Raw genomic sequence first — 12,742 nt, 5'->3', positions numbered from 1 at the left:
TAGCCGCGGACGTCAGGCGTCGGTGTAGGGAACCGCCTTGACGAGCGTCACCTTCTGGACCTTGCCGTTGGGCAGCTCGTACTCGCGGGACTCGCCCTCCTTGGCGCCGAGCAGGGCCTTGCCCAGCGGCGACTCCGGGGAGTACACGTCGAGTTCGCCCTCGGCGCCCTCCTCGCGGGTGGCGAGCAGGAACTTCTCGTCTTCGTCGTCACCCTCGTAGCGGACGGTGAGGACCTTGCCGGGGCCCGCGGTGCCGTCGTTCGCGGGCGCTTCGCCGACCTTGGCCGAGCGCAGCAGCTCCTGGAGGTGCCGGATGCGCGCTTCGGCCTGGCCCTGCTCCTCGCGAGCCGCGTGGTACCCGCCGTTTTCCTTGAGGTCACCCTCTTCGCGGCTGTCGTTGATGCGCGCGGCGATGACCGGCCGATTCTCGATCATTTCGTCGAGCTCGTGCTTGAGCCGGTCGTAGGCATCCTGGGTGAGCCAGGTCACCTTGGTGTCGCTCACGGTCACCATCTCCTCGTCGGGCCTGCCAGGCTTGCGTGTTCAAGCCGGCCCACGCGGGCGTAGGTGCCCGCGTGGCTGAGATAAAGGAAAAACACGGCCCGTCGCGGACCGTGCTGAGGGGTCAGAGTATCACGGCGCGAGAGGTCGACGCCCGTTATTTCCCCGCACCCTGGGCGTTGAGCGCGTGGTTCACCCCGTTGGCCGCTATGGGGTTGACAGATAGCGTGGTATGTCGTACGAGCAGCCGAAGACGTCTGCAGTAACGGGTTCCCCGATGCTCTTGATCGTCGTGCTCATCCTGCTGTACTTCGCGCCGGCCGGGATCAGGAGCTCTTTGCGGCCGCTCTCGGCGCCGGTCTTGTCCCGGACGCGGACGACGCACACGCCCGGCCGGCTGTTGTCGTCACGGGTGACGTTGATGGTGATTTCCATCGCGTTGCCCGGTTTCGCGGTGAAGGCGATGCGCTCGGCGTCGATCGGCGCCGAACCCAGGTTGACGTACGCGACCCAGGCGATCAGGCCGCTGACCAGCAGGGCGACGGCCAGGAAGAGCCAGCGCCGCCAGCGCCGGGACGTCTTCGCGCGCGCGGTGCCGTACCGGCCGTCGGGCAGCGTCGGCGCGCTGGCCGTTTCCGCCGGTCCGCCTGCCAACCCGGGCCTCCTGCTCGTTCCTGTCGTACCCGTCTGGACAATGGTGACGCGGGTACGTCCCGAGTATCCGCCCGCTGGGTGGGCGGCCCGCAGGTGGGTCGCGGAATAAGGGCAGAAGGGGAGTCGTTCGGAGCATGGTGGACGCCGACGAGCTGAGGAAAACCGCCAACCCGCGCCTGCGCATGATGGCCGTGCACGCGCACCCGGACGACGAGTCGAGCAAGGGTGCGGCCACGATGGCGCGCTACGCCGCCGAGGGGCACGAGGTGCTGGTCGTCACGTGCACCGGTGGCGAAGCCGGCAGCATCCTGAACCCGGCCATGGACCGGCCCGAGGTGCTGGCGAACATGACCGAGATCCGCCGCGAGGAGATGGCCCGCGCGGCCAAGATCCTCGGCGTGAACCAGCACTGGCTGGGCTTCGTCGACTCCGGCCTGCCGGAGGGCGACCCGCTGCCGCCGGTGCCCGAGGGCTCGTTCTCCGTCGTCCCGCTCGAGGAGTCGACCGAGGCGCTGGTGCGCGTGATCCGCGAGTTCCGCCCGCACGTCATCACGACCTACGACGAGAACGGCGGCTACCCCCACCCCGACCACATCCGCACCCACGAGGTGTCGATGGCGGCGTGGGACGCGGCGCCGGACCCCGAGCGCTTCCCGGACGCCGGCGAGCCGTGGCAGCCGCTGAAGCTGTACTACGTGCACGGCTTCTCGAAGGCCCGGATGGAGGCCTTCGACGCCGCGCTGAAGGAGGCCGGGCTCGAGTCGCCCTACACCGAGTGGCTGGCCAAGTGGGACCCCGACCGCGCCGATGTGATGGAGCGGGTGACGACCCGCGTCGAGTGCGGTGAATACTTCGAGGTGCGGGACGAGGCGCTCAAGGCGCACGCCACGCAGATCGACCCGACCAGCCGCTGGTTCGCCGTGCCCCTGGAGATCCAGCGCGAGACCTGGTCGACCGAGGAGTACGAGCTGGTCAAGTCGCTGGTCGACAGCACGTTGCCGGAGGACGACCTGTTCGCCGGCATCGCGGGTCCGGAGAAGGGCCCTAAGGAGAAGGGGCACTGAGGAGAAGGTGAACACATGAGCTTGACGCTGCCGGCCGGCGTGGCGCTTCCGGTGACCGCGTCGGCCCTGGTCTTGACGCAGCAGCCGGGCAACGGCGACAACGGCGGGCAGGGGGAGGACTTCGGCAAGTCCTCGCCGGTCGGCTTCCTGGTGCTGATCCTGTTCCTCATCGCGGTGGCCTTCCTGGTCCGTTCGATGACGAAGCACCTGAAGCGCGTCCCGGCCAGCTTCGACGAGCCGGCCGCCGAGGAGAAGGCGGCCGAGCCGGAGCAGCCGGCGGCCGGCTCCGACGCCGAGGCGGCCGAGAAGCCCGTGAAGGACTCCTCGACCACCAAGGCCGACTAGCCGGCCGAGGTCCCGGCGCCGAGGCGGCCGGGGTCCACGTCCGGAACCGCGAAGCGCGGGTTCGCGCCGGCCGCGACCAGCCGCATCACGAAGCCGGCGGCTTCCTCCGCCTGCCGCGCGGCGGTGAGGCCGCCCAGTACCGCGGGCCGTGCGCCGAGGTCACCGATCAGCGCGGCGGTCCGGCCCAGTGCGCCGGTGTCGTCGCCACAGAGCGCGACCACCGGTGCCGCAGCCGGGTCGCCGATGAACGGCCAGGATGCGCCGGCGAACAGGTGCAGGGCCTTGATCACGTGGGCGCCGACCGCGACGTCGGCGACCAGTTCGGCGGCCGACCCGCGCTCCGGGAGCAAGCGCCCGGTCGCGTAGTCCACGGCGTTGGTGCAGTCGATGACGGTCTTCCCCGACAGTGTCCCTTCCGTGCCGCCGACCAGCCTCAGCGCTTCCACCAGCCCGGCCCAGGCGATCGCGACCACGACGGCCTCGGCCTGGCCCGCGAGCCGGCCCGGGTCGACCGCGGTCGCGGCGGCACCGATCCGCTCCGCGGCGGCCTTCGCCCGGTCGGGGTTCCGGCCGGTGACCGCGATCGCGTGCCCGGCGCTCGCCCACGCGCTTCCCAGCGCCACCGCGAGGTTGCCGGTCCCCAGCAGTCCGATCTTCACCATGGTCTCCTTCGTCTCGTGAGTCTCACGGCGACGCTAAGAGGCCGTCTCCTACCAACCGGTAGGAGCGCGGGTGGGAGGCTGGACGGGTGAACGAGCAGGGCTGCGAGACCTTCGTCTCGGACTGCCACGTCCGAGCCGCGGTCGAACTCATCAGTCACACGTGGGACCCGGTCGTCGTCTCCGCGCTGCGGATGGGACCGACCCGGCGCAGCGTTCTCCTGGACCGCATCGCCGGGGTGAGCGACAAGGTGCTGACCGAGTCGCTCCGGCGCCTGGCCTCGCGCGGCCTGGTCGCGCGGACGGCCCGGGCAGCGGGGCGCGACGCCGCCGTCTACGAACTCACCCCGTTGGGAGCGTCCTTCGCCGGCGGCCCCTTGGCGCACCTCGCCGAGTGGGCGGCCGAGAACCAGGGCGCTCTGTCGTCGACGCCGTGACCCGGGGCAACCAGGCTCACAACCGCGGGTCCACCGGGTCCGATTCCAGCGCGAGCACCGCGAACACGCACTCGTGCACCCGCCACAGCGGCTCCCCGCGCGCCAGGCGCTCCAAGGCTTCCAGCCCCAGTGCGTACTCGCGCAGCGCCAGCGTGCGCTTGCGGTTCAGCCCGCGCTTGCGCAGCCGCTCGAGGTTCTCCGGGCGCGTGTAGTCGGGGCCGTAGATGATCCGCAGGTACTCGCGTCCGCGGACCTTCACCCCCGGCTGGACCAGCCCGCGCGTGCCGCGGGTCAGGTTGCCCGCCGGCTTGACGACCATGCCCTCGCCGCCCGCCGCCGTCAGTTCCTCCCACCACGAGACGCCGCGGGCGACCGAGGCGTCGTCCAGCAGGTCCACCTCCAGCGTCCGGGTGCGCTGGAAGCGCGGCCCGCGCAGCACGTCCAGCGAAGACAGGTGCCACGCGTGCGGCCGGTCGTGGTGGGCCCTGCCTTCGGACGCCAGCAGCTGGAACGGCGCCAGCCGCACGCCGTCCAGGCCCGACGTCGGCCGGCAGTAGCGCCGGTACGCCGTCCGATATGCGTCCACTGTGGACGAACGGGACGCCGTCCGCGCCAGCAGCTCCGAAACGTCGATGCCCCGCGCGGCCGCCGTCGCCAACACCGAGACCGCCGCCGGCAGCACCGCTTGGGCGGCCGCGCCCACCGACGCGTACTGATCGGCGATCAGCGAACCGGCCTTCGCGCTCCACGGCAGCAGCTCGGCGTCGAGCAGCAGCCAGCCCGAGTCCAGCTCCTCGAACAGCCCGGCCGCCGCCGTGCGCACGTCCGCCAGCAGCTCGGCGTTCTGCTCGGGCGAGAAGAACGGGCGCCCGGTCCGCGTGTACACCGCGCCGCCGCCGCGGATCCCGAAGCGGCGGTACGCCACTTCGTCGTCCCGGCAGACCAGCACGACGGCCCGCGAGCCCATGTGCTTCTCTTCGCACAGCACGGCTTCGACCCCGGCCGCCCGGTACTCGGCGAACGCCTCGTCCGGGTGCTCGAGGTAATCCTCCCGCGAAGACGTCGAACACGGCGCCATCGTCGGCGGCAGGTACGCGAGCCACCGCGGGTCGACCGCGAACCGGCTCATCACCTCCAGGGCCGCCGCCGACTGCTCCGCCGAGACACCGACCCGGCCGTGGTGCGCGGTCTGCACGATCCGCTTCCCGGTGACGTCACCCAGCTCCAGCACCGCCGGCTCGCGGCCACCCAGCGGACGCGTGGCGTCGAGGGGCCGCGCGGGCTCGTACCAGACCCGGTGCGCCTTCACCGAGACGACTTCGCGCTCCGGGTAGCGCAGCGCGGTCAGCTTCCCGCCGAACACGACGCCGGTGTCGAGGCACATCGTGTTGTTGACCCACTCCGGCTCCAGCGTCGGCGTGTGCCCGTAGAGGACCGTCGCGGACCCGCGGTAGTCGCGGGCCCACGGCAGCCGCACCGGCAGGCCGTACTCGTCGGTCTCGCCGGTCGTGTCGCCGTAGAGCGCCATGCTGCGCACCCGCCCGGACGCGCGCCCGTGGTACCGCTCCGGCAGCCCGGCGTGGGCGACGACGAGCTTCCCGCCGTCGAGGACGTAATGCGCGATCAGCCCGTCGCAGAACTCGTGCACGCGGCGGCGGAACTCCTCGCTCTCCGCGCCGAGCTGCTCGAGCGACTCGGCGAGCCCGTGGGCGACGTTGACCTTCCGCCCGTGCAGCGCGCGCACCAGCTTCTGCTCGTGGTTACCGCAGACGACGAGCGCGTTGCCGGAGGAAGCCATCCCCATCACGCGCCGCAGCACGCCCGGGGTGTCCGGGCCGCGGTCGACGAGGTCGCCGACGAACACCGCGGTCCGGCCGTCCGGGTGCACGCCGTCGACGTACCCCAGCTCGGCCAGCAGCTCCTCGAGCTCGGCCGCGCAGCCGTGGACGTCGCCGATCACGTCGAACGGCCCGGTCAGCTCCCGCTTGTCGTTGCGCAGCGGCTCGACGACGATCTCGGCTTCGGCCACCTCGGCCTCGGACCGCAGGACGTGCACGCGCCGGAAACCCTCGCGCTCCAGCGACTTCAGCGATCGCTGCAGCTCGCCGCGCTGCCGGCGGACCACGTGGTCGCCGAAATCGCGGTCCGGCCGCCCGGCGTTGCGGGCGACGCAGACACCGAGCGGCAGGTCCAGCACGATCGCCGTCGGCAGCACGTCGTGCTCCTTCGCGAGCTTCACCAGGCTCGCCCGGGAAGCGCGCTGGACGTTCGTCGCGTCGATGACGGTCGTCCGCCCGGCGGCGAGCCGCTTCCCCGCGACGTAGTGCAGTGCGTCGAAGGCGTCCGCCGAGGCCGACTGGTCGTTCTCGTCGTCGGCGACGAGCCCGCGGAAGAAGTCGCTGGAGAGCACCTGCGTCGGCGCGAAGTGCGTGCGCGCGAACGTCGACTTGCCGGAGCCGGAAGCGCCGACGAGCACGACGAGCGCCATGTCGGGAACGGTCAGCTTCACGCGGCCACCTCCTCGTGGGTGGTGAAGACCGCCATCTGGGTCGGCGGTCCCGATTCCTGGTCCTCCGGTCCGATCGGCACGTATCGGACGTCGTAGCCGCGTCGGGTCGCGACGCCGTCCGCCCAGGCGCGGAACTCGGCTCGCGTCCATTCGAACCGGTGGTCGGCGTGCCGGAAATGCCCCGTTGGCAGGAACTCGAACAGCCGGTTGTACTCCGCGTTCGGCGTCGTGACGAGCACCGTGCGCGGGGCCGCGACCCCGAAGACCGCGTGTTCCAGGGCCAGCAGCCGCTCTTCGTCGACGTGCTCGACGACCTCCATGAGCACGGCCGCGTCGAACCCGGCCAGTGCCGGGTCCGCGTAGGTGAGCGCGGACTGCCGCAGCGTGACGCGGGAGTTGTCCTTCAGCCGCTTCTCGGCGATGCGCAGCGCACTGCTCGACACGTCGACGCCGACGATCTCGGTGAACGACCGCTCCTTCTCGAGAACGCGCAGCAGCGCGCCGGAGCCGCAGCCGAGGTCCAGCACGCGCCGGGCGCCCACGGCCCGCAGCGCGGCGAGCACGCTGCCGTGCCGCTGCGACGCGAGGCTCTCGGGCTGGTCCGGCACCTCCTTGACCAGCGCTTCGGCCTCCGCCGGGACGTCGTCCGCCTCGGCCAGCCGCGAAAGCGCGTACGCGACGACCGGACGGCGCCGCTCGAGGTAGCGGTTCGTGATGAGCGTCCGCTCGGGGTGCCCGGCGAGCCAGCCGTCGCCGGCGCGCAGCAGTTTGTCGGCTTCGTCCTGGCCGACCCAGTAGTGCTTGTCGCCGTCGAGCGCGGGCAGCAGCACGTAGAGGTGGCGCAGCGCGTCGGCGACGCGCTGCGTGCCGGTGAGACGCAGGTCGACATAGCGACTGTCGCCCTACTGCGGGAACTGCGGGTCGAGCGGGATCGGGGTCGCGGAGACGCGCCAGCCGAGCGGCTCGAACAGCCTGTGCACGACCTCGGCCCCGCCGCGCGCCGACAGCGACGGCACGTGGATGTCCAGGTCGAAGCGCTCGTCGACGAGTTCCGGCCGCGCGGCGCAGCGGCCCGCGAGCGCGGTCGTGAAGGCGGCCCGCAGCGCGACCGCGAGGTACGAGCCGCCGGCGTACGGCCGGTCGTTGACGTACTGGGTCAGCGACGTCCCGCCCCCGCGGACGAGCTCGACCGGATCGATCTCGACGAACAGGGCGGCGGTGCAGCGCCCGGGCCCCGCGTCCGGGTAGAAGACGTGCGCGGTCCCGGCCGACAGCGCAACCGACTGCGCCTTCTCCGGGTGCTTGTGCAGGAGAAAGCCCAGGTCGGTGGCCGGGTTCCGGGTCGTCGTGATGGTCAGCAGCACGGGCATCAGTGTGGCCGAGGAGCCGGTGACCGCGCGCCCGGTTTTCCCGGGTGCGACCCTGGAACCATGAACCGCCTCGCGCACGCGACCAGCCCGTACCTGCTCCAGCACGCGGACAACCCGGTCGACTGGTGGCCGTGGGGGCCGGAGGCGCTCGCCGAGGCGAACCGGCGGAACGTGCCGATCCTGCTTTCCGTCGGCTACGCCGCCTGTCACTGGTGTCACGTCATGGCGCACGAGTCGTTCGAGGACGCCGGGACCGCGGCCCTGATGAACGGGAACTTCGTCAACATCAAGGTCGACCGCGAGGAGCGGCCCGACATCGACGCGGTGTACATGGCCGCCACCCAGGCGATGACCGGGCAGGGCGGCTGGCCGATGACCTGCTTCCTCACGCCGGACGGCGAGCCGTTCCACTGCGGTACCTACTACCCGCCGTCGCCGCGGCCGGGCATGCCGTCGTTCCGGCAGCTGCTGGCCGCCGTCACGCAGGCGTGGCAGGAGCGGCCGGACGAGCTGCTGGACGGCGCCAAGCAGATCGTCGCGCACCTGGCCGAGCAGACCGGGCCGCTCAAGGAGTCCGTTGTGGACGAAGCCGTGCTCGCCGGCGCGGTCGGGAAGCTCGAGCAGGAGGCGGACAGCGTCAACGGCGGGTTCGGCGGCGCGCCGAAGTTCCCGCCGTCGATGGTCCTGGAGTTCCTGCTGCGCCACCACGAGCGCACGGGTTCGTCGGTCGCCTTGTCCCTTGTGGACAGGACCGCCGAGGCGATGGCCCGCGGCGGCCTGTACGACCAGCTGGCCGGCGGTTTCGCACGCTACTCCGTCGACGCCGAGTGGATCGTGCCGCACTTCGAGAAGATGTTGTACGACAACGCGTTGCTCCTGCGGTTCTACGCGCACCTCTGGCGGCGCACCGGCTCGGCGACGGCGTTGCGCGTCGCCACCGGAACGGCGGAGTTCCTCTTCGAGAGCCTGCGGACGCCCGAAGGCGGCTTCGCGTCTTCGCTGGACGCGGACACCGAGGGCGTCGAAGGGCTGACGTACGTCTGGACGCCGTCGCAGCTGCGTGAGGTGGTCGGCGACGACTCCGCGGCCGAGCTCTTCGGTGTCACCGAGGAAGGGACGTTCGAAGAGGGTGCGTCGACGCTGCGCCTGTTCGGCGACCTGCCGGAAGCGCTGCGCGTCCAGCTCCTGGAAGCACGTTCGAGGCGGCCGCAGCCGGGCCGGGACGACAAGGTCATCGCGTCCTGGAACGGCCTGGCGATCACGGCACTGGCCGAAGCGGGCGCCGCCCTGGATCGTCCACAGTGGATCGACTGGGCTCGTGAAGCGGCCGAACTGCTGCTGCGGGTGCACGTCGTCGACGGACGGCTGCGGCGCAGCTCGCGTGACGGCGTCGTCGGCGAGTCCGCCGGGGTGCTGGAGGACTACGCCTGCGTCGCCGACGGGTTCCTCGCCCTGCACCAGGCGACCGGGGACGCGAAGTGGCTCACTGAGGCGACCCGGCTGCTCGACCTGGCGCTGGCGCACTTCGCGTCCCCGGACGTCCCGGGCGCGTACTTCGACACCGCCGACGACGCCGAGACGCTGGTCCAGCGCCCGGCCGACCCCGGCGACAACGCGAGCCCGTCGGGGGCGTCCGCGCTGGCCGGCGCGTTGCTGACGGCCTCCGCACTGGCGGGGTACGACAGCGCGGCGCGGTACCGGGAGGCGGCCGAGCAGGCGCTGCGCCGGGCCGGCGTGCTGGCCGGGCGGGTGCCGCGGTTCGCCGGCCACTGGCTGTCGGTGGCGGAGGCGCTGCAGGCGGGCCCGGTGCAGGTCGCGGTGGTGGGCGACGACGCTGCGCTGCGCCTGGCCGCGGCCCGTGGCGTGCACGGCGGCGGCATCGTGCTGGCCGGGGAGCCGGACGCACCGGGCGTGCCGCTGCTGGCCGACCGGCCGCTGGTCGCGGGCGCCCCGGCGGCGTACGTGTGCCGGGGGTACGTCTGCGACCGCCCGGTGACAACGGTTGAGGAGCTGACCGCCCGGCTCTGATCGCCGGGCTCTGATCGCCCTGGGTGAACGCCGTGTCGACGGCCGTGTTTCCGGCGTAGCTTCGGTAGCGATGTAATCATGTAATCTGGAGGTACGACATGGGACGCGGATGGCGCGGAGGCCGGGGCTGGCAGCAGGCCGAGGTCCCGCCGGCGGACGACGCGGCGGCCTGGTTCGGCGGCCGCCTGCCCGACGGCTGGTTCACGGGCGCACCGGAGGTCACGGTCGACCGCGAAGAGATCATCGTGGTCGGCGAGCTCCCGGCGCTGACGGAGGAGTACGCGGACGACGCCGCCCGCGCGGCGGCCGAAGAGGGCCGGATCAGCCGGTACCGCGAGGAGACGCGCGACGAGCGCATCGAGATCGCCCGCCAGGCGGAGCACCGTTACCAGCGCAAGGTGTCGTGGGGTGCCCGCCTGGGCGGCACGACGGCGTTGTTCACGACGCACTCGGCACCGGTGATGACGCGCTTGCGCCAGCCGGAACGCCTGGTGCTGGACACGCTGGTGGACGCGGGCGTGGCCCGGTCCCGCTCGGACGCGCTGGCGTGGGCGGTCCGGCTGGTCGGCCAGCACGCGGACAGCTGGCTGGGCGAGCTGCGGGAAGCGATGAGCAAGGTCGACGATCTGCGGTCGAAGGGTCCCGACCTGGCGTGAACCGTGGGCTGCCGCCTCGGCGGCGGCAGCCCACGGCCCGGGGCCTGGGCGCGCGGTGCCGCCCCCTCGGTGGCACCCCGCGGCCCGCCGGGAACCGGCAGGTCCGTCTTGCGGCCGCGAACCGAGCCGCGGTTGCTGGCCCTTCGACAGGACCCTCGCTCCCAAGGCGAGTACCGGCGGCCCGGCACCCGGCCGGGCCGCAGCCGCGCGGTGCCGCCCCCTCGGTGGCACCCCGCGGCCCGGCCTCAGTCCGCGATCAGCACCGGTTTCCGGAACCCCGCTCCCAGCTCCCGCTGCCGCCGCACGAACCACGCCCCGGGCGCGATTCCGGTTGCCTCATGCTCCGGGTGGATCAGCCACACCGGCGCCGTGTTCTCGAAGCCCGCGATCGCTGAAGTACGTGGACAGCGCCCGCTTCACGAATGTGACGCTCAACGGCAAGCCGATCTGAACCTGCGGGATCGCCGACGCTGCGGCAGGCTTACTACCAACGAGTAGGAAGCCTGCCGTTCGTCCTTTCCGGAGGTAGCCGTGGACGTCCCCGAAGTGCCATCGAAGGTGGATCCGGACGCTCTGACCACCGTCCTCGACGGTCGCTGGGCCGAGCTGCGCCGCGGGGTGCGGGCGCAGATGGCCGAGGCGGAGTTCCGGGACCCGGTGGACCTCGGCATCGAGGCGCACCGCGCCCAGGTGCTCGACCAGCTGCGCGCGCTCGCCGCGACCGACCGGCCCGGCCTGGGCTTCGACCCGGCCTACGGCGGCGGTGGCGACGTCGGCGGCTCGGTGACGTCGTTCGAGATGCTCGGCTACGGCGACCTGTCGCTGATGGTGAAGGCCGGCGTCCAATGGGGCCTGTTCGGCGGCGCCGTCCAGCTGCTCGGCACCGAGCGCCACCACGAGCGGTACCTGCGCGCGATCATCGACCTCGACCTGCTCGGCTGCTTCGCGATGACCGAGCACGGTCACGGTTCCGACGTGCAGCACCTGCGCACCACCGCGACCTTCACCGACGGCGGCTTCGTCGTCAACACGCCGGACGCCATGGCGCGCAAGGAGTACATCGGCAACGCGGCCCGCGACGGCCGGATGGCGGTCGTCTTCGCGCAGCTGGTGACCGGCGGCGAGTCGCGGGGCGTGCACGCGTTCATGGTGCCGATCCGGGACGACTCCGGTGCTCCGGTGCCGGGGGTGTCCATTGAGGACTGCGGCCCCAAGGCGGGCCTCAACGGCGTCGACAACGGACGGCTGGGCTTCGACAACGTCCGGGTCCCGCGCGAGGCCCTGCTGAACCGCTTCGGCGACGTCGCCGAGGACGGGACGTACTCGAGCCCGATCGAAAGCGACAGCCGCCGGTTCTTCACCATGCTCGGCACGCTGATCCGCGGCCGGGTGAGCGTCGGCGGCAGTGCGGGGAGCGCGACCAAACGCGCCCTGGCCCTGGCCATCCGCTACGGCGAGCAGCGCCGCCAGTTCATGACGCCGGACGGCGACGAGGTCGTCATCCTCGACTACCTCGGGCACCAGCGGAAGCTGCTGCCGGCGCTGGCGAAGACGTACGCGCTGCACTTCGCGCAGGAAGAGCTGGTGTCGAAGCTGCACGACATCGACTCGTCGGCGCCCGAGGAGGAGCAGCGCGAGCTGGAGGCACGGGCGGCCGGCCTGAAGGCGCTCAACACGTGGCACGCGACGGCGACGATCCAGGCCGCGCGCGAGGCGTGCGGCGGCGCCGGCTACCTGGCGGAGAACATCCTGCCGGGCCTGAAGGCCGACACCGACGTCTTCACGACGTTCGAGGGCGACAACACGGTGTTGCTGCAGCTGGTCGCGAAGGGCCTGCTGACCAGCTACAAGCAGGACTTCGAGGACCTGTCCCCGCTGGCGACGGCCCGGTTCTTCACCGACCAGGTGGTCCACGCGTTCCTGGAGCGGACCTCGGTGCGCAAGGCACTCGAGTCGCTCACCGTGGGGTCGGACGCGGAGGTGTTCTTCCGCCGCGAGTGGCAGCTGCGGCTGTTCGAGGACCGCGAGGAGCACGTGGTCGAGGGCGTGGCGAAGCGCCTGCGCAAGGCGGCCGACGACCCGTTCGGCGTGTTCAACGCGGCGCAGGACCACGTGCTGCGCGCCGGCCGCGTGCACGTCGAGCGGGTGGTGCTGTCGGCGTTCGCGGCGGGCATCGAGCGCTGCGAAGACCCGGACGCCCGCACGCTGCTCGAGCGGGTCTGCGACCTCTATGCGCTGTCGGCGATCGAAGAGGACCTGGCGTGGTTCCTGGGGCACGGCCGCCTGACGGCGTCGCGCGCGAAGGCCGTCACATCGGCGGTCAACCGGTTGTGCGCGGAGCTGCGCCCGCACGCGCGCACGCTGGTGGACGCGTTCGCGATCCCGGCGCAGTTCCTCGCAGCGCCGATGCTGGTGTCCTGATCGGCCGGTTTGCACGTTTTCCCTGGTGGGGTGCGGGAAAGCGGTCGTCACCCGTCGTCTAGCGTGGCGCGTCCGCTTCCCGCACTCCCCGAAGGAAA

The 12,742-nt window shown here is 72.1% G+C and carries 10 protein-coding genes and 1 pseudogene; 6 read left to right on the top strand and 5 right to left on the bottom strand.

Going from position 1 to position 12,742, the window contains the following annotated elements; genetic code table 11:
• Positions 1-12 precede the first annotated feature (12 nt).
• Positions 13-513 (bottom strand): transcription elongation factor GreA, encoded by a 501-nt coding sequence (gene greA / locus ACLJOU_RS32270; RefSeq protein ID WP_086845342.1) that lies wholly within the window; start codon positions 511-513, stop codon positions 13-15.
• Positions 514-708: 195 nt separating this feature from the next.
• Positions 709-1,155, bottom strand: coding sequence for a DUF4307 domain-containing protein (locus tag ACLJOU_RS32265; RefSeq protein WP_410572721.1), 447 nt, complete (start codon positions 1,153-1,155; stop codon positions 709-711).
• 134 nt (positions 1,156-1,289) lie between these two features.
• Here ACLJOU_RS32265 and mca point away from each other — a divergent pair, with 134 nt between their 5' ends.
• Positions 1,290-2,219 (top strand): mycothiol conjugate amidase Mca, encoded by a 930-nt coding sequence (gene mca / locus ACLJOU_RS32260; RefSeq protein ID WP_410572719.1) that lies wholly within the window; start codon positions 1,290-1,292, stop codon positions 2,217-2,219.
• 15 nt (positions 2,220-2,234) lie between these two features.
• Positions 2,235-2,564: a hypothetical protein gene (locus tag ACLJOU_RS32255; RefSeq protein ID WP_410572717.1), complete on the top strand. Its 330-nt coding sequence runs from the start codon at positions 2,235-2,237 to the stop codon at positions 2,562-2,564.
• Here the strand turns inward: ACLJOU_RS32255 and ACLJOU_RS32250 are convergent.
• Positions 2,561-3,226, bottom strand: a complete 666-nt coding sequence (locus ACLJOU_RS32250; protein WP_410572715.1) for an NADPH-dependent F420 reductase — start codon at positions 3,224-3,226, stop codon at positions 2,561-2,563. The genes ACLJOU_RS32255 and ACLJOU_RS32250 overlap by 4 nt on opposite strands.
• A gap of 86 nt (positions 3,227-3,312) precedes the next feature.
• On the opposite strand from ACLJOU_RS32250, the gene ACLJOU_RS32245 reads away from it, so the two are divergent.
• Positions 3,313-3,660 (top strand): winged helix-turn-helix transcriptional regulator, encoded by a 348-nt coding sequence (locus tag ACLJOU_RS32245; protein ID WP_410572713.1) that lies wholly within the window; start codon positions 3,313-3,315, stop codon positions 3,658-3,660.
• Positions 3,661-3,676: 16 nt separating this feature from the next.
• Here the strand turns inward: ACLJOU_RS32245 and ACLJOU_RS32240 are convergent, their stop codons facing one another.
• Together ACLJOU_RS32240 and ACLJOU_RS32235 are read right to left on the bottom strand one after the other, a co-directional pair.
• On the bottom strand, positions 3,677-6,169 hold the full coding sequence (locus ACLJOU_RS32240; protein WP_410572711.1) for a polynucleotide kinase-phosphatase: 2,493 nt from the start codon (positions 6,167-6,169) through the stop codon (positions 3,677-3,679).
• Positions 6,166-7,533, bottom strand: a pseudogene (locus ACLJOU_RS32235) (3' terminal RNA ribose 2'-O-methyltransferase Hen1). The gene ACLJOU_RS32240 and the pseudogene ACLJOU_RS32235 overlap by 4 nt, the downstream one beginning before the upstream one ends.
• Before the next feature lie 66 nt (positions 7,534-7,599).
• Here ACLJOU_RS32235 and ACLJOU_RS32230 point away from each other — a divergent pair.
• The 3 genes from ACLJOU_RS32230 to ACLJOU_RS32220 all read left to right on the top strand — a co-directional run bounded on the left by ACLJOU_RS32230 (position 7,600) and on the right by ACLJOU_RS32220 (position 12,644).
• Positions 7,600-9,567 (top strand): thioredoxin domain-containing protein, encoded by a 1,968-nt coding sequence (locus ACLJOU_RS32230; protein ID WP_410572709.1) that lies wholly within the window; start codon positions 7,600-7,602, stop codon positions 9,565-9,567.
• Positions 9,568-9,665: 98 nt separating this feature from the next.
• Complete coding sequence (locus tag ACLJOU_RS32225) at positions 9,666-10,223, top strand: hypothetical protein (protein WP_410572707.1); 558 nt, start codon at positions 9,666-9,668, stop codon at positions 10,221-10,223.
• A 531-nt stretch (positions 10,224-10,754) separates the two neighbouring features.
• Positions 10,755-12,644, top strand: a complete 1,890-nt coding sequence (locus ACLJOU_RS32220; RefSeq protein WP_410572705.1) for an acyl-CoA dehydrogenase — start codon at positions 10,755-10,757, stop codon at positions 12,642-12,644.
• Positions 12,645-12,742: the final 98 nt, after the last annotated feature.

It is taken from the genome of Amycolatopsis sp. cmx-4-61 (assembly GCF_046548775.1).
Taxonomy (GTDB): Bacteria; Actinomycetota; Actinomycetes; order Mycobacteriales; family Pseudonocardiaceae; genus Amycolatopsis.
Note: the sequence above shows the minus strand (reverse complement) of the source record. Positions and strands in the feature narration are given on the sequence as shown.